The organism is Stenotrophomonas sp. GD03958, from assembly GCF_029839005.1.
Classification (GTDB): Bacteria; Pseudomonadota; Gammaproteobacteria; order Xanthomonadales; family Xanthomonadaceae; genus Stenotrophomonas; species Stenotrophomonas hibiscicola.
On the sequence record NZ_JAOBZT010000050.1, the window covers coordinates 17,798 to 32,904 of the forward strand.

The 15,107-nt window shown below is 67.2% G+C and carries 13 protein-coding genes; 6 read left to right on the top strand and 7 right to left on the bottom strand.

What is annotated here, in order from left to right:
• Positions 1 to 6: 6 nt before the first annotated feature.
• The 7 genes from N5C25_RS14340 to N5C25_RS14370 all read right to left on the bottom strand — a co-directional run bounded on the left by N5C25_RS14340 (position 7) and on the right by N5C25_RS14370 (position 8,815).
• Entirely contained in the window at positions 7 to 411 is a 405-nt protein-coding gene (locus N5C25_RS14340; protein WP_279937168.1) for a response regulator, read from the bottom strand.
• Between the two features lie 136 nt (positions 412 to 547).
• Positions 548 to 2,002, bottom strand: coding sequence for a surface lipoprotein assembly modifier (locus N5C25_RS14345; RefSeq protein ID WP_279937161.1), 1,455 nt, complete (start codon positions 2,000 to 2,002; stop codon positions 548 to 550).
• 90 nt (positions 2,003 to 2,092) lie between these two features.
• A complete protein-coding gene (locus tag N5C25_RS14350; RefSeq protein WP_279937162.1) occupies positions 2,093 to 2,857 on the bottom strand; it encodes a Slam-dependent surface lipoprotein in 765 nt (254 codons plus the stop codon).
• A 54-nt stretch (positions 2,858 to 2,911) separates the two neighbouring features.
• A complete protein-coding gene (locus N5C25_RS14355) occupies positions 2,912 to 6,034 on the bottom strand; it encodes a TonB-dependent receptor (RefSeq protein ID WP_279937163.1) in 3,123 nt (1,040 codons plus the stop codon).
• 183 nt (positions 6,035 to 6,217) lie between these two features.
• On the bottom strand, positions 6,218 to 7,174 hold the full coding sequence (locus N5C25_RS14360; protein ID WP_262213781.1) for a FecR domain-containing protein: 957 nt from the start codon (positions 7,172 to 7,174) through the stop codon (positions 6,218 to 6,220).
• 82 nt (positions 7,175 to 7,256) lie between these two features.
• The gene (locus N5C25_RS14365; protein WP_058980559.1) at positions 7,257 to 7,760 is read right to left on the bottom strand and encodes an RNA polymerase sigma factor; all 504 of its coding nucleotides are present in this window, start codon (positions 7,758 to 7,760) and stop codon (positions 7,257 to 7,259) included.
• Positions 7,761 to 7,888: 128 nt separating this feature from the next.
• The gene (locus N5C25_RS14370) at positions 7,889 to 8,815 is read right to left on the bottom strand and encodes a LysR family transcriptional regulator (protein WP_279937164.1); all 927 of its coding nucleotides are present in this window, start codon (positions 8,813 to 8,815) and stop codon (positions 7,889 to 7,891) included.
• 151 nt (positions 8,816 to 8,966) lie between these two features.
• Between N5C25_RS14370 and N5C25_RS14375 the strand changes: the two genes are divergently transcribed.
• The 6 genes from N5C25_RS14375 to N5C25_RS14400 form a co-directional block, all read left to right on the top strand.
• Entirely contained in the window at positions 8,967 to 9,833 is an 867-nt protein-coding gene (locus N5C25_RS14375; protein WP_279937165.1) for a pirin family protein, read from the top strand.
• Between the two features lie 72 nt (positions 9,834 to 9,905).
• Complete coding sequence (locus tag N5C25_RS14380) at positions 9,906 to 10,586, top strand: hydrolase (protein ID WP_005409868.1); 681 nt, start codon at positions 9,906 to 9,908, stop codon at positions 10,584 to 10,586.
• Positions 10,587 to 10,663: 77 nt separating this feature from the next.
• The gene (locus N5C25_RS14385; RefSeq protein ID WP_279937166.1) at positions 10,664 to 12,085 is read left to right on the top strand and encodes an alginate export family protein; all 1,422 of its coding nucleotides are present in this window, start codon (positions 10,664 to 10,666) and stop codon (positions 12,083 to 12,085) included.
• A gap of 120 nt (positions 12,086 to 12,205) precedes the next feature.
• The gene (locus N5C25_RS14390) at positions 12,206 to 13,867 is read left to right on the top strand and encodes an amidohydrolase (RefSeq protein WP_058980555.1); all 1,662 of its coding nucleotides are present in this window, start codon (positions 12,206 to 12,208) and stop codon (positions 13,865 to 13,867) included.
• A gap of 87 nt (positions 13,868 to 13,954) precedes the next feature.
• Entirely contained in the window at positions 13,955 to 14,596 is a 642-nt protein-coding gene (locus N5C25_RS14395) for a hydrolase (protein ID WP_005409869.1), read from the top strand.
• 118 nt (positions 14,597 to 14,714) lie between these two features.
• Positions 14,715 to 15,107, top strand: a 393-nt coding sequence (locus N5C25_RS14400; protein ID WP_279937167.1) for an OsmC family protein, incomplete at its 3' end; no start/stop codon positions are given.

Below are 15,107 nucleotides of genomic sequence, written 5' to 3' on the forward strand. Positions count from 1 at the left end.
GCGCAATCAGGCGATGACCGCAGAGACCTGCGGCGCCGCCGCCAGCCCGGCCAGCTGCTGCACCAGGGTTTCGATGTGATAAGGCTTGGTACAGCGCGGCGCGCTGGCGAAGCGGCTGGGCAGGTTGTCGTCGTAACCGGAGGTCAGCAGGAAGGGCGTGCCCGCAGCGGCCAGCCGATCGGCCAGCGGATAGACCTGCTCACCGCCCAGGTTGATGTCCAGCAATGCCACATCGATGGGGTGGGTATCGACCAGCTGCCCCAGCGCCTGCAGGTCACCGGCAGGCCCCACCACCTGAGCGCCTTTCAGCTCCAGATAGTCGACCAGGAACATCGCGATGGCGAATTCATCCTCCGCCACCAGTACACGCAGCCCTTTCAGGCCCTCTGGTTTGTTGACCGCTTCCAGCACGACCGGCGCTCCTCGATACACGCGGCCCACCTCTGCCGCAACGCCCGCAGGATGCGCGAACCGGGCTACAAGAGCGCGTGATGATGGATGAAGATCGCGGCCACGGCGCGTTCACCGCGGCATTGCAGCGGTGCGCTCAGAAGGCCCGTTCCCACTTCAGGCTGAGCAGGCTGCGGTCATGGCTGTACAGCCAGCCGACGTTGCTGTCGATGCGCGCGTAGCGCAGGCTCAGGCTGGGCACCAGCCCGGCCACGGCCAGGCGCTCGCTGCGGACGATGGCGATCAGGTTCTGTTCGTCGTCCTGCCTGCGAGCCTCCAGCAACGGACTCCAGGCGTCGTAGTCGCGGTGGCGCAGCGACACGAATACGGTGGCGGTGGTGCCCGTCCACTGGCGCGCCGCCCCCAGGCGCAGGCCATGCTGGCGGTAACCGTTGGCCGGGTCGGCGGCGCTGCTGCCGGTGACATCCAGCCCGGCGAAGACCGTCCAGCGCGGGTTGAGCGCGCGGAACCAGGTGGCATACGCCGATGCCAGCTCGCCGTCGTAGTTGCTGGCCAGGCCCTGCTGGCGATAGCGCTGGCGCTTCCAGTCGGCCTCCAGCTTGAGCAGGCTGCGCGCGTCCAGGGCGTACTGCCATTCCGCGTGCACGCCACTGCCGCCCTGCAGCGCCTGGTTACCCAGGCCCTGGTAGTCATGGCTGGGGGCGAGCAGCACGGTCTGCCGCGCGCTGCGCCAGCTGTAACCCACCTGTACGTTGGCATTGAGCTCGTTGTACGCACTGTGCCCGCGCCATGTCTGACCAAAGGCGAGACCGCGCACGTACAGCCCATGATGCCCGCTGAGCACCCAGCGCCGTTCCAGGCTGGCGTCGTAGTCAAGACCCGGCGCGCGCTGGGCGTCGGGCAGTTTCCGTTCGATGATGCAGGCGTCGCCCGTGCCGAACAGGCAGGTGCGGCTGGCCGAGCTGCGGTTGATGTTGTCACTCCATGCCGGGCCGGCGGACAGCGCGCCTTTCCAGCGCTGGCGCGCGTGCAGGGCACTGAGGTAACCGTCCACGCGCGCGCGGACGCCGGCCGTGGCCGGATCATCGGCATCGATGCCCGCAGCGATGGCCATGAACAGCGCGGCCGCATCGCGATCGCGCTGGTCTTCCGCATAGACACGTGCCAGCTCGAGGCGGGCCGGCAGGAAATCCGGCTGCGCCGTCAGCAGCGCTTCGTACTCCATCGCCGCGCGACGATGGTCGCCGGCCACCCGTGCCAGCGCTCCCTGCGCATGGTGGCGCAGCAGGGGGTCATGCCCCGGCAATTCGATGTACTCCTCGAGGAACGCAGCGGCAGCCTGCCATTGCTGATGCTGCAGTGACAGGTAGAGAGCCTGGCCAAGATCATCGACGGTGCGCTCCACGCGCAGCGCCTGGCCGTCGATGGTGATGGTCGGCCGCTCCGACTCTGCCTGCTGCAGGCGCTGCTGGTCCTGCCGCTGGTGGCGCAGCTCAGTGCCCTGTTCAAGCACGCGACGAAGATCGTCCTGCTGGGCGCGCACGTCGGCGGCGGCCAGCAGCAGGACGAGAGGGAAGATTGGGGGGCGCATGGTCGATCCGTGGTGGGGCGTACACCGGGCCGAAACAGGGACTGGCGGATCGCGGCTTGTCCCTGCCCTGCCCCGTCAGGGGCGTGGCGATCAGTTCTTGCTGCCGCCGAAAGCGGTGTCGTACTGGCTGTTGCCGGTGAACGTGGCGATACCGGCCAGGGTGGCCGCGTTGGCACCGAAGAACTGGCCCTGGGTGGTGCCGGTGACCGAGCCGTTGGCGGTGGCGGTGCCGGCGAACGAGGCGTTGGCGCTGTTGATGTTGGCGTTGACGTTGATCGACAGGCCGCCACCGCTCAGGCCACCGAGCAGGCTGCCATTGCCGAAGTTGGCGCGGAAGGTGCCCGACAGCAGGTTGCTGCCATTGAACTTGTTCAGGCCTGCCACGCTGTAGGTGGCCACGCCGGCCGGCAGCGTGGTGCCGGCACGGTCACCGACGAAATAGACCTGGCGGTTGTTGAAGCCACCGGCGGCGCCATCCTTGGACCACTCGCCGAACCACACATCGCCGCTGCCGACCTTGACGAAGTTGAAGTGGCCCATACCCGAGTGGCTGCCCGGCGCGCCGGTGATCGGCATGGCCAGGGTGCGCACGGTGGTGCCGTTGACCGTGGTCGGCACCGAGTATGCCGACAGGCCCTGGAAGTCGACACGGCGGGCGCCGGAGACGGTGCCGACGCCGATGCCGGCCTTGCCAGCCTGGTGCGGGCCACCGTTGACCTGCGATTCACCGACGGCGACGTACAGCTCGGCATCGGTCACCGGGCTGGCTGCGCCCACGATATCGGCTGCCTGCGCGGCACCGGCCAGGGCGAAGGTTGCCGCAACGGCGAGAACCGAACGGGAGATCATCTTCATGGTATTGCTCCTTGGGTTGATGGAACTACGGGTGCAACGCGTGAAACGGATACATCAGAAGCGCGCGGTGACGCCGAGCTTGATCGTGCGGCCCGGCGCCGGCAGCGTGGAGCGCGTGGCTGGGTCGACGTAGTAGCGGTTGCCGAGGTTGCTGCCGACCAGCTCGACGCTGGCGTGCTCGTTGAAGCGCCAGCGCGCATAGGCGTCGACGGTGGTGATGTTGCCCCAGGTGAACGGCACGTTCTGCCACAGCAGGCTGCTGCCACCGGCCAGCAGCCGGTCGCGGTACGCCTGCAGATCGGGGTTCCCGTGGCGCTGGTAGTGGACGATGCGGCTGCCCAGTTCCAACTGCTCATCGAACAGGCGCGTGCCCAGCGACAGGTTCACCGACAGCTTCGGAATCGCCTGGGTCAGCAGGTAACCACTGACGAAGCCGTCCTGCACGCAGTTCGGGACCAGGCCACGATTGGCGTCCAGCAGCACCGCCGTACTTTCGTCGCACACTTCGTTTTCCAGCGTGCGGGCGATGCCCAGTTCAGTGAAGAAGCGCCGGTTGTCGAAGCGCGCCTGCAGCTCGATGCCGCGAATGGTCTGCTTGTCGATGTTGTCGAACAGGAAATACGCATCACGCTCGATCACATTGCGGGTCTTGTGCACGTAATAGGCCAGCTTGACATCGGCATCGGCGGTGTTGCCGAACAGGCCGGAAAGGTTGTGCACGTAGCCCAGTTCGTAGTTGTAGGCGTGTTCCGGCTTGAGCGCATACAGCGGGTTGAGGCTGCTGGAGAAGGCGATGGTGCTTTCGAACATGCTCGGGAAGCGCACCGCCTCGCTGTAGCGCAGGTAGACGCGTGCGGCCGGCGACAGGTTCACCGTGGCCGAGAAACTGGGAAGCCAGGCATGGTCACGACGGCGCTCATTGCGTCCATCCACCGGTCGCGACTGCAGGGTGCTGCCGATGCTGCAGACCAGGTCGCTGCCCGCATAGAGCGGCAGCGCACCGGGAATCGCCGCCACTTGACCATTGAGGCAGGGGTTGGTGGCACGGCTGTAATTGCCGCTGGCATCAGGCTGCCAGGCGGTGCGGTGTTCCACCGCCTGCGGCGTCTCGTAGTACGCCAGCAGGCCATGCAACGCATCGTCGATCACCGAACCCATGCCGATGCTCTCCCAGAACTCACGTTCGGCCTCGAGCGCGTCGATCTCCGCCTGCAGACTGGCCGGCCGCTCGGGCAGCTCGTTGGTCCGGTAGGTCGCCTCCTTGCTGCCCACGCCCTTCGTCAGCAGCTCCTGATGCGCCTGCAGGAAGTCGTCGAACGCCCAGTAGCGGCTGTAGCGCACGCCGGCGTTGAGGGTGAGGAACTCGAACGGGCGCCACTCCAGATCGAGGTAGCCTTCACCCTCCTGGCGGCGCCCGGCACGCGGGTACATGCGCCAACCATCAGAAGGACCGAAGTACGGGTCACGCGAACCGAGCTTTTCGTACTGCCAGTTGCCGCCCACGGTCAGGTCGAGGGTGGAATGCAGGGCGAAACGGTTGCTCAGAATCAGGCCGGTGCGGTCATTGCGCGCATTGGCCAGCGCGGTGTTGCGCAGGATCGGGCTGACGCCCGGGTTCCACGCCGGGTTTCCCGGCGCGAAGTTGGGAAAGCCGCCTGCCGTGTAGGTATCGCTGTCCGTCTCGGTGCGCCACAGGTTGGCGTACAGATCCAGCCAGTGGCTGCCGGCCGGCTGGAAGCGGTACTCCAGGTTCCAGGCATCGGACGCAACCCGGCTGAGTGGCCACTGGATGCGCCCATAGTCCGGTGCCGACAGGATGCGCGACGGCATGATCTCGCCGTAGTGCGACAGCGTTCGCCGCCAGGTCGCCTTCAACTGCTGGTCATCGTTGATCTGCCAGCTGCCCTTGATCAGCCAGGACTCCTGTTCGCTGGAAGTATTGGGCACTTCATCGCCGGGCTTGAAGTAGCGCGCCAGCGTGGTGATGTAGTCGATGCCCTGGTACTCGAACTGCTCGCGCCGGTCCTGTTCGTAGTAGGCGCTACCGTTGGACCCGGAGAAGTAGTTGCCGCGCTTGCGCCAGGCGTAGGCGGCCATCAGGTCGACGTTGCCGCCACGCACGCCCAGCGCCAGGCGCCAGGCCTGGTCCTCGCCATCGAAGGGGTTGTTGCCACTGCGCGACTTCACCGGCACCACCAGGGTGCGGTCGTCGTAGGGTGAGTTCGGCGAGCCCTGCGGGAAACCCGGCACGGTGCGGTAATCCTCGCCGGTGTGCAGCCGCGGCAGGCGCGGCGCCACCGCATTGCTGCTGCCTTCGATCTTCAGCTCCCCGCCGAAGCGCTCGCCGGCAGCGACGACGTCATCGACGTCGATGGTCTTGATCACCAGCGCGCCACCGATCCCGCTGTGCACATCGCGCACCAGCCCTGGCCCCTTGATGACCTGGATGCCACCAATCAGGTTGGGATCGATGTAGTTGCGGTTGCTGACGCCGTTGTAGCCACGCCAGACCGTGAGCGCCTGTTCGCCGCCGTCGACGCTGACCGGCACCCGCCCTGGCCCCTGGATGCCACGGATGTTGACGTCCAGCGCGCCACTGTTGCGCGCATCGCCACTGAACACACCGACCAGATCCTTGACCACGTCGGCCGGATTGGAGCCACGGTAACGCTCCACCCGGTCGCGCCCCGAATACGCCGTGGTCAGGTCCAGCGCGAACACATCATCGTAGCCGCGTCGATCACGCGCCTCGCCCCCTTCCGACTGAAGGCGACCGGCCACGTCCAGTGTTTCGGTCACCCGCACCCCTTCCCCCTCCCCCGCCTCCGCTGCGGCCCGCAGGCTCCAGGTACCGTCCATGCCGCGCTGCGCACGCACGCCGCTGCCGCGCAGCAGCTGCTGCAGGGCCTGCATCTGGCTGTACTCACCACGCACTGCACTGGAGCGGCGGCCCTCCACCAGGTCACTGCGGAACACCACCTGCACATCGGCCTGGCGGCCAAAGGCACGCACGGCATCGGCCAAGGGCTGTTCCGGAATGGTGTACTGGCGCACCGGCGCGATGATCGCCGGTTGCGCCTGCCCGGCCGGCGCCCAGGCCAGCGGCAGCAATGCGGTGGAAACAGCCAGGGCCAGAGCGGTGGCGCGACGATGACAGGCGGATGCCGTGGACGGCATGGACGGGAACTCCTCAAGCGCGGCGGAACCACGGGCACATCCGGTGCCGGTGGCATGTCTGGCTTGAGGAGAAACGGTGTTTCGCTCTGGCTATACCTCTATAGACAGCAGGGCACAGCGAGTGCCCACGGTTCTTTCATGCTTTTTTTCATGTGGCGCGCTGTGCGCCGCGCCGCAGGCACCTCACCACACCACCAGCGCTCCGCCGGGCAAGCGCTGCACACGCAATCCTGCCTGGGCGACCACCGCATTGATGGCAGTCTCCGGTTGCTGCAGGTGGAACAGGCCACTGACCCGCACGCTCGCGCCCTGCCCGCCCAGTACCCAGACCGGAGCACGACGGTAGCGCGCCAGATCGGCAATGGCCTGCGCGGCGGGCTGATCGTCGATCACTACCTCGCCACGCCGCCACGGCGCGATGGTCGCGGTATCTTCCAGCTGCACCGGCTGCAGCCAGCGACCGTCACGGAATACACGTGCCTGCCCGGCATGCAGGCGCTGCACGCTGCCATCGCCCGGGCGCACATCGACCATGCCCTCGCTGACCTGGGTCGCGACCGTGGTGTCCTGCATCGACACGCTGAAGGCAGTGCCGATGTCACGGACCAGGCCGCCCGCCGCCTCCACCTGGAACGGGCGCGCCTCGTGCGCTACCTGGAACCAGGCCTGGCCGCGCAGCAGGCGAAGGTGGCGCTGCTGGCCATCGAATTCAATCGCCAGTGCGGTGCCGGCGTCGAGTACCGCCGTGCTGCCGTCGTCCAACTGCACAACGCGCGGTGCATCGCTGCTGCGCAGGTCACTGCGTGCCAGCAGCAGCGCGTGTGGCGCAGCGGCAACCATCAGCACCACTGCGGCAGCACTGGCCAGCAGCCACGTCAGGCGGCGGCGCGGTGCGATGGGGCGCAACCCTTGGCGATCAGCCGTCAACCCGGGCAGCGCGGCCAGCACCTCGGGCCCGGCGGCATCCAGGCCCTGCCAGAAGGCCTGCTGCTGGCGCCAGGCCAGCGCATGGCGGGGATCGGCCTGCAGCCAGCGCTGCAGACTGCGTTGCTGGCGTTCCGGCAGCGGGCCTGCACTGCACCGTATCACCCAGCGCAACGCCTGGCTGGCCTGACGCGGCGAGGGTTCGGACGTGGTCATGGTTGTGGCCTGCCGCACCGCGAACGGGTGCGCCTTCCTGTTGTGACAACGGCGGGCGCGATCTGCCCACGGCAATCGCAGCTCATCGATGCATTCCCTGCTGGTGCTGCTGGATCAACAGCGCCGCGCGCAGCACATGCTTGCCGACCAGGCTCTTGGAAATACCCAGCCGGGCGGCGATCTCGCGCTCGCTCAGGCCCAGATACCGGTTGAGCACGAAGCATTCGCGTACCTGCGCTGGCAGCGCAAGGATGGTCCGGGTGATCTCGCGCAGTTGTGCCTGGTCCAGCGCCTGGGCCTCGCCGTCGTGGCCCGCCTCGGCCATGTCGGTGGCGTACTCGGCCATGGCACGGCGTTCGCGGGCGTCGGACTGGCTGCGGTTGAGCGCGTGGTGGTAGGCCATCCGGTACAGATAGCCGCGCGGCTCGAGGATGGGCGGATCGCCGGGCACGCTACTGGCCTTCAGGTACAGGTTCTGCAGGGTGTCCTCGGTACTGGCCGGGTCGAGATAGCGCGCGATGAAGCGAGACAACGCACGGCGCTCGCGGATCAGCAGCTCGACCAGCGCCAGGGCATTGGGAGACATAGGTGCCAAGGCCGGACCGGGGAATGATGGGCGTGATGGCGACGGTCCGGACGTGGATTGTGGGCTGCGCGGCCGCAGGCGGCAAGCAGAGGCCCCGACATCATCCACGCATGGTGTGGATGGAAGACCTAGGGTTCCTCCAGCGCCTCGAAGCGCTCGGCGAGGTAATCGATCAGCGCACGCACTGCAGGCAACAGGCCGCGTCGCGATGGAAACACCGCGTGCACGATGCCATGCTTTGGCACCCACTCGGGCAGCACCGGCACCAGCGCACCGCTGGCCAGTTCGCCGCTGATCATCATCCGCGGCAGCATCAGCAGGCCCACCCCGGCCACCGCGGCGGTGCGCAGCGCGATCATGTCATCGCTGACCAGCCGCGGGCGATGGTGCACGCTGGCCTGCACGTCCTCCGGCCCGGTGTACTCCCAGACATGCTGCTGGCTGGGCGATGCCAGATCCACGGTCGGCATCATCGCCAGGTCGGCCGGCACCCGCGGCGTGCCCAGCCGCTGCAGCAGCGCCGGGCTGGCACTGGTGCACCAGACCCGGCGCGCCAGCACGCGTACCACCAGGTCACTGTCCTCCAGCGGCGGCGGCCGCACCCGGATCGCCACGTCCATGCCTTCGCCCACCACATCCACGCGCCGGTTGGTGGCCTCCAGCTGCACCGTCACCTGCGGGTACAGAGCCAGGAAATCAGCCAGCATCGCGCCGACGCGAGCATGCAGGATCGCGATCGGGCACGCCAGGCGGATGGTGCCGCGCGGCTCGGCGCGTGACATCGCAATCGCTTCTTCGGCCGCTTCGGCCTCGACCAGCATGGCCTTGCAATGGCGGTAGTAGTCCTGGCCGACCTCGGTGACCGAGAAGCGCCGGGTCGAGCGCTGGATCAGGCGCACGCCCAACCGTTCCTCCAGCAGCGCGATGCGCCGGCTCAGTTTCGACTTCGGCATGGCCAGTGCCCGGCCGGCCTGCGAGAAGCCGCCGTGCTCGACCACCATGGCGAAGTAGAACAGGTCGTTGAGGTCGCAACGGCGGATATCAGCGATGAACACGGGGCGATCTCCTGTGGCGCAAGGCGCGCACCCATTGTTCACCAGATAGGACTATGACGGCAAATATTGGCGTCTACCGGCCTAATTGTCGCGGCGATATCGTCTCCTGCAACGAAGAACAGCGGCCGGTAGCCCCGGCCAGGAGATCGCCATGAAGCGTGTCACCGGTACCTACAGCGCCCCGCGCCCGCACTGGGTGGGCGACGGATTCCCCGCCCGCTCGATGTTTTCCTACAACACCCACGGCCAGCACCTGAGCCCGTTCCTGCTGCTGGACTACGCCGGCCCTTATACCTTCGCCCCCAGCGATACCCCGCGCGGGGTCGGCCAGCATCCGCATCGCGGTTTCGAGACCGTCACCATCGTCTATGAGGGCGAGGTCACCCACCGCGATTCAACCGGCGCCGGCGGCACCATCGGCCCGGGTGACGTGCAGTGGATGACCGCTGCCTCCGGCATCCTCCACGAGGAGTTCCACACACCCGAGTTCAGCAAGCGGGGCGGCACGCTGGACATGGTCCAGCTGTGGGTGAACCTGCCGGCGCAGGACAAGATGGGTGCACCGGGCTACCAGACCCTGCTCGACGCACAGATCCCCTTGGTTGAATTGCCTGAAGGTGCCGGGCGCGTGCGTGTCATCGCCGGCCGCTTCGACGGTCATGCCGGCCCGGCCCGCACCCACACGCCGATGGATGTCTGGGACATCCGCCTGCGGCAGGGCCACCACGCCGAACTGCCGGTCGCCGATGGCCGCACGCTGGCGCTGGTGGTGCTGAAGGGCTCGGTGCGGATCAACGGCGGCCAGCCGGTCGGCGAGGCGCAGCTGGTCACCTTCGACCGCAGCGGCGAGGACGTGTTCGTCGACGCCGACAGCGACGCCACCGTGCTGCTGCTCAGCGGTGAACCGATCGACGAGCCGGTGGTGGGCTATGGCCCGTTCGTGATGAACAGCCAGGCCGAGATCGCGCAGGCGGTCAACGACTTCAACAGCGGCCGCTTCGGCCAGATCGCGCACTGATCGTTTCAATGCGGCGGGTATTGGCCCGCCGCACCTTCCGGGCCATCGCCCACCTTCTCCAGGAGACTGACCATGAGTACCCCCGCCAACTTCAACGGTGCCCGCCCGGTGATCGATCCGGACAACGCCGCGATGCTGCTGATCGACCATCAGAGCGGCCTGTTCCAGACCATCGGTGACATGCCGTTCACCAGCGTGCGCGCCCACGCCACCGCGCTGGCGAAGATGGCCACGCTGGCAAAGATGCCGGTGATCACCACCGCCTCTGTTCCGCAGGGCCCGAATGGCCCGCTGATCCCGGAGATCCACGACGCGGCCCCGCACGCCCAGTACGTGGCGCGCAAGGGTGAGATCAACGCCTGGGACAACCCGGAATTCGTTGCCGCGGTGAAGGCCACCGGCCGCAAGCAGCTGATCATCGCCGGCACCATCACCAGCGTGTGCATGGCCTTCCCGTCAATCGCCGCCGTTGCCGATGGCTACCAGGTGTTCGCAGTCATCGACGCGTCCGGTACCTACTCGAAGATGGCCGAAGAGATCACCCTGGCCCGCGTGGTCCAGGCCGGTGTTGTGCCGATGGACACCGCTGCGGTGGCCTCGGAGATCCAACGCACCTGGAACCGCGACGATGCCCAGCAGTGGGCCGAGGTCTACACGAAGATCTTCCCGAACTACCAGCTGCTGATCGAAAGCTACCTGAAGGCACAGGACGTGCAGAAGAACCACGAACAGCTGGATTCGCAGCGCAGCTGACGCCGTGCGGGGCGGTGCGCCACAGTGCCGCCGCCCTGCTTTGTCCTTCCTTTTTCCATCCTGCACCGGAGGCGATCATGCGTTGGCCAGTTTCCCCTGTAGCAGGCATCGCGGCGCGTTCGATGGGCGCGCTTGCCGCCCTGTTCGCCGCTGCGGCCGGCGCGAAAGAGATCGTGCCGTCACCACCCGCCATCGATCCGTGGCGCTACAGCGAAGACTACCGCTACCTGCAGGATCCGGCCTTCCGTTCCGGCGCCTGGTGGGAGAAGGGAAAATGGCTGCCGTTCGGTGCATCCGGCAGCCTGACCGTCGGCGCCGAGCTGCGTGCGCGCTACGAGCACTACACCAGTAATGAGTTCGGGCACGCACCTGTCAAGCGCGACGGCAGTGCGCTCTATCGTGCGCTGCCGTATGCCGATCTGAAGCTCAACGAGCATGCCAGGGTTTTCACCCAGCTCAACCTGACCCATGCCCGTCGCGACGACAGCACCATCGGCCCGGTGGACGATACCGGCGCCGAGGTCCTGCAGGGCTTCGTCGATCTTTCGCTGCCCTCGCGCGACGCAGGTGCGACCTTGCGCGTGGGCCGGCAGGTACTGGCCTACGGCAGCGAGCGCCTGGTTTCGGTGCGCTATGGACCCAATGTCCTGCGCGCATTCGATGGTGGCCTGCTCGCGTGGCGGACGTCGCACTCCCGTACCGAAGCCTTCCTGCTGCGCCCGGTACGCAATGCCATGGGTTCCTTCAATGACCGTGGTGATCCGCAGCGGCGCGTGTGGGGCGTGTACACCACCTTCCAGGACCCCGGAAACCACCGCGATACCGGCCTGGATCTCTACTACCTGGGCCTGTCCAGCGATCGCGCCCGCTACGATCAGGGAGAAGGTGCCGAAACCCGCAATACGCTGGGCAGCCGCTGGTCGGGTCGTCGCAACGGATGGAGCTGGGACCTGGAGGGATTCTTCCAGTACGGCAGTTTCGCCGGCGCGCCGGTACGTGCGTGGTCGGTCGCCAGCGATGTGCGCCATCGCTTCGATGCGTGGCCGCTCTCGCCACGGCTCGGCCTGAAGGCCAACATCATCAGCGGCGACCGTGACCCCGACGATCGCGCGTTGCAGACCTTCAACATGATGTTCCCGAAGGGCAAGTACTTCGGCGAAAGCGGCCAGGTCGGCCCGAGCAACCTGATCAACCTGCACCCCTCGCTGGAACTGGATCTGGCTGGTGGCTGGTCATTGGCCAGCGCAGTCGTCTTCTACTGGCGGCAGAGCGGGCGCGACGGCGTGTATGGCGTTGCCGGAAACCTGCTGCGGCCGGCGGGCAACAGCCGCGCCCGGTACATAGGCACGCAGGCGGATCTGGTGCTGGGGCGCGAGATCTCCCGCCAGCTCAGCGTCGAAGCGGCCTATTCGATCTTCAGGCCGGGTCGCTTCATCCGGGACACCGGGCGCGCCGACACCGTCCATTTCATCGGCCTTGAGGCGCTCTGGCGCTACTGAGGCCGCGACGCCCCAACAACCCGCCGATGGCGTATCCACATCACCGGGGGAAGCGCTGGATGCCTCCGCCACCCCGGCGCCCCGCGGCGATTGCCCCTCCCCCCAGAGCGAGACACTTCCATGCGCGTACTGCTCCTCCTCTTCATGCTTGTGCTGCCAACCGTGGCGGCAGCGGCCGAGCCGGCCGACCTGGTGCTGCGCAATGGCCTGCTGTTGACCCAGGACAGCACTACGCCACGTGCCAGCGCGCTTGCCATCCGCGGCGAGCGAATCCTGGCGGTCGGCAGTGACCGCGCCATGCAACGTCATATCGGCCCCAGCACCCGGGTCATCGACCTGCAACGGCGCACCGTCGTTCCGGGCCTGATCGACACGCACATCCACGCAATCCGTGGCGGCCAGACGTTCACCTTCGAAACCTACTGGTTCGACGCTCCCACGCTGTCCGAGGCGCTGCAGCGGCTGCAGCGGGATGCCCAGCGCAAGCCTGACGGGCAATGGGCCGCCGTGGTCGGTGCGTGGCATCCCGAACAGTTCGCGGAGGGCCGGGCTCCGACCCGCGCCGAGCTCGATGCCGCCCTGCCGGACAGGCCGGTCTACGTGCAGCATCTGTACGACTACGCCCTGCTCAATCGTGCCGGCATCGCAGCGCTGGATCTGCAGGGCGAGCAGCCCCGCCTGCCCCCGGGCATCATCGTCGAGCGCGACAATGACGGACAGGCCACCGGCCGCCTGTCCGGTGGCATCGGTCCATTCAATGCACTGTTCGCGCAGATCAGTGCCAGCACCGATCACGAAGAGAGCCTGCGGACCTTCTTCGCTGCCCTCAACGCGCAGGGCGTGACCGGTTTCATCGATCCGTCCGCCGGCCCACCATCGTCCTACGAACCCCTGTTCAAGCTACGCGACCAGGGCGGGCTGACGCTGCGCGCCGGCTACCGCATTCCGGCCGGCAGCCACGGTGATGAAGCCGAGTGGTTCCGCAATGTGATGGCGTTCCGTCCGAACCGGCACGACGATGGCGACATCGCCTTCCTCGGCCTGGGTGAGAACCTGGTCACCGCCATGAACGACGGCGTCCTGATGGGGCCTGGTTTCGATCCGCCGGCCGAGGCCCGGCAGGAGCTGATCGAGGTCGCCCGGCTGGCCGCGGAGCGGCGCATCCCGCTGGAGATCCACGCATATACCGATGATGCCGCCGATGCCATCCTGGACGCCTTCGAGGTGGTGGCGCGCGATCATGACCTGCGGCCGCTGCGCTGGGCCATCGCGCACCTGAACACCGGGTCACAGCGGACGTTGCAGCGCATGGCCCGGCTCGGGCTGGCCTACAGCGTACAGATGGGACCGTACTTTGAAACCACCGCGATCCATGCCGCCAACACGGCACAGGTTGCGGCGTCCAGCGCCCCGGTGCGGGCCGCGATGGCGCTCGGCATTCCGGTGGCGGGTGGCACCGACTCCACTCGCATCGGCGTGGCAGGCGTCTGGCAGGCCATCCAGTACCACGTTGACGGCCAGCCACTGGCAGGCGTGCGCCGCAGCGAGGACAACCTCATCACCCGCGATGCGGCACTGCGCCTGTTCACCCGCAATGCGGCCTGGCTGTCGTTTGCCGAAGACGAGCGCGGCTCTCTCACTGCGGGAAAGCTGGCTGATCTGGCTGTGCTCGACCAACCCTACCTGACCATGCCGGCCCGTCGCATCCACTCGCTGCGCTCGCTGCTCACCCTGGTCGGCGGGCGCATCGTGCACGATAGCGGCGCCCTGGACGCCGAATAGCCGCGTCCCCTGCCCTGCCATCCTGCCCCTGCCCGCCCCCGGGCACTCCCCCGCGGCCTCGCGCCGCTCCTGCAATGGAGACCCACCATGTCCAGTGAACCGATCCGCGACCCGGCCAGCGATCATCTGCTGACCCCGCAGAATTCCGCCTTCATCATCATCGACTACCAGCCGGTGCAGGTGAACTCCATCGCCTCGATGGACCGCCAGTTGCTGGTCAACAACATTGTCGGCACCGCCAAGGCCGCAGTGGCTTACGGTCTGCCGATCGTGCATTCGACGGTCAACGTCAAGACCGGCCTGAACAAGCCGCCGATTCCACAGCTGCGCAAGGTGCTGGGCGACTACCCCACCTACGATCGCACCACCATCAATTCCTGGGAGGACGTCGAGTTCCGCAAGGCGGTGGAAGCCACCGGACGCCGCAAGCTGATCATGACCGCGCTGTGGACCGAGGCCTGCCTGACCTTCCCGGCCTTGGACGCGTTGAAGGAAGGCTATGAGGTGTATGTGGTGGTCGACGCCGTCGGCGGTACCTCGCTGGCCGCGCACGATGCGGCGCTGCGCCGCATCGAACAGGCCGGTGGCCAGCTGATCAGCGTGCCGCAGCTGTTCTGCGAACTGCAGCGCGACTGGGCCCGTTCGGAAACGGTGCCGGCCTTCATGAACCTCTTCATTGAAACCGGTGGTACGGCAGGCATCCAGTTCTCGTACGATCGTACCGAGTGATTGCGTGGCGGCGCCGGTCCTGGCTGGCGCCGCCTTTTGGGGAGCCGTCGAGCATGGCTCGACGCTACAGTGGGTTTGGTCGAGCGTGGCTCGACGCCATGGATAGATGGAGAACGTGATGGCCTACGCACGCATTGTTTCGACCGCCGACAACTACCTGCACCACATCAGCAACGGCACATTCGATGTGGATGCGGACGAGCCTGCCTCGCTAGGCGGCCAGGGCAAGGGCTTCGCACCGTTCGACCTGTACCTGGCCTCGCTGGCGGCGTGCACCGCCATCACCCTGCGCATGTATGCGCAGCGCAAGGGCTGGGAATTGGGCGAGTTCCATGCCGAGCTGCGCTCGGAACGTGACGCGGATGGACGCTTCCACGTGCACCGCGTGCTGCATGCCAGCGCCGCGCTGAGCGATGCGCAGTGGCAGCGGTTGCTGGAGGTGGTGGAAAAGACCCCGGTGACCCTGGTGATGCGCGAAGGTGCACGCATCACCAGTGAGCGTGGGGCCGCA

Bases quoted from the DNA above. Each gene is read 5' to 3' on its own strand.
- N5C25_RS14390 (WP_058980555.1), top strand. From the start codon at position 12,206: ATGCGCGTACTGCTCCTCCTCTTCATGCTTGTGCTGCCAACCGTGGCG.
- N5C25_RS14380 (WP_005409868.1), top strand. From the start codon at position 9,906: ATGAGTACCCCCGCCAACTTCAACGGTGCCCGCCCGGTGATCGATCCG.
- N5C25_RS14395 (WP_005409869.1), top strand. From the start codon at position 13,955: ATGTCCAGTGAACCGATCCGCGACCCGGCCAGCGATCATCTGCTGACC.
- N5C25_RS14350 (WP_279937162.1), bottom strand. From the start codon at position 2,857: ATGAAGATGATCTCCCGTTCGGTTCTCGCCGTTGCGGCAACCTTCGCC.
- N5C25_RS14360 (WP_262213781.1), bottom strand. From the start codon at position 7,174: ATGACCACGTCCGAACCCTCGCCGCGTCAGGCCAGCCAGGCGTTGCGC.
- N5C25_RS14375 (WP_279937165.1), top strand. From the start codon at position 8,967: ATGAAGCGTGTCACCGGTACCTACAGCGCCCCGCGCCCGCACTGGGTG.
- N5C25_RS14355 (WP_279937163.1), bottom strand. From the start codon at position 6,034: ATGCCGTCCACGGCATCCGCCTGTCATCGTCGCGCCACCGCTCTGGCC.
- N5C25_RS14345 (WP_279937161.1), bottom strand. From the start codon at position 2,002: ATGCGCCCCCCAATCTTCCCTCTCGTCCTGCTGCTGGCCGCCGCCGAC.
- N5C25_RS14365 (WP_058980559.1), bottom strand. From the start codon at position 7,760: ATGTCTCCCAATGCCCTGGCGCTGGTCGAGCTGCTGATCCGCGAGCGC.
- N5C25_RS14385 (WP_279937166.1), top strand. From the start codon at position 10,664: ATGCGTTGGCCAGTTTCCCCTGTAGCAGGCATCGCGGCGCGTTCGATG.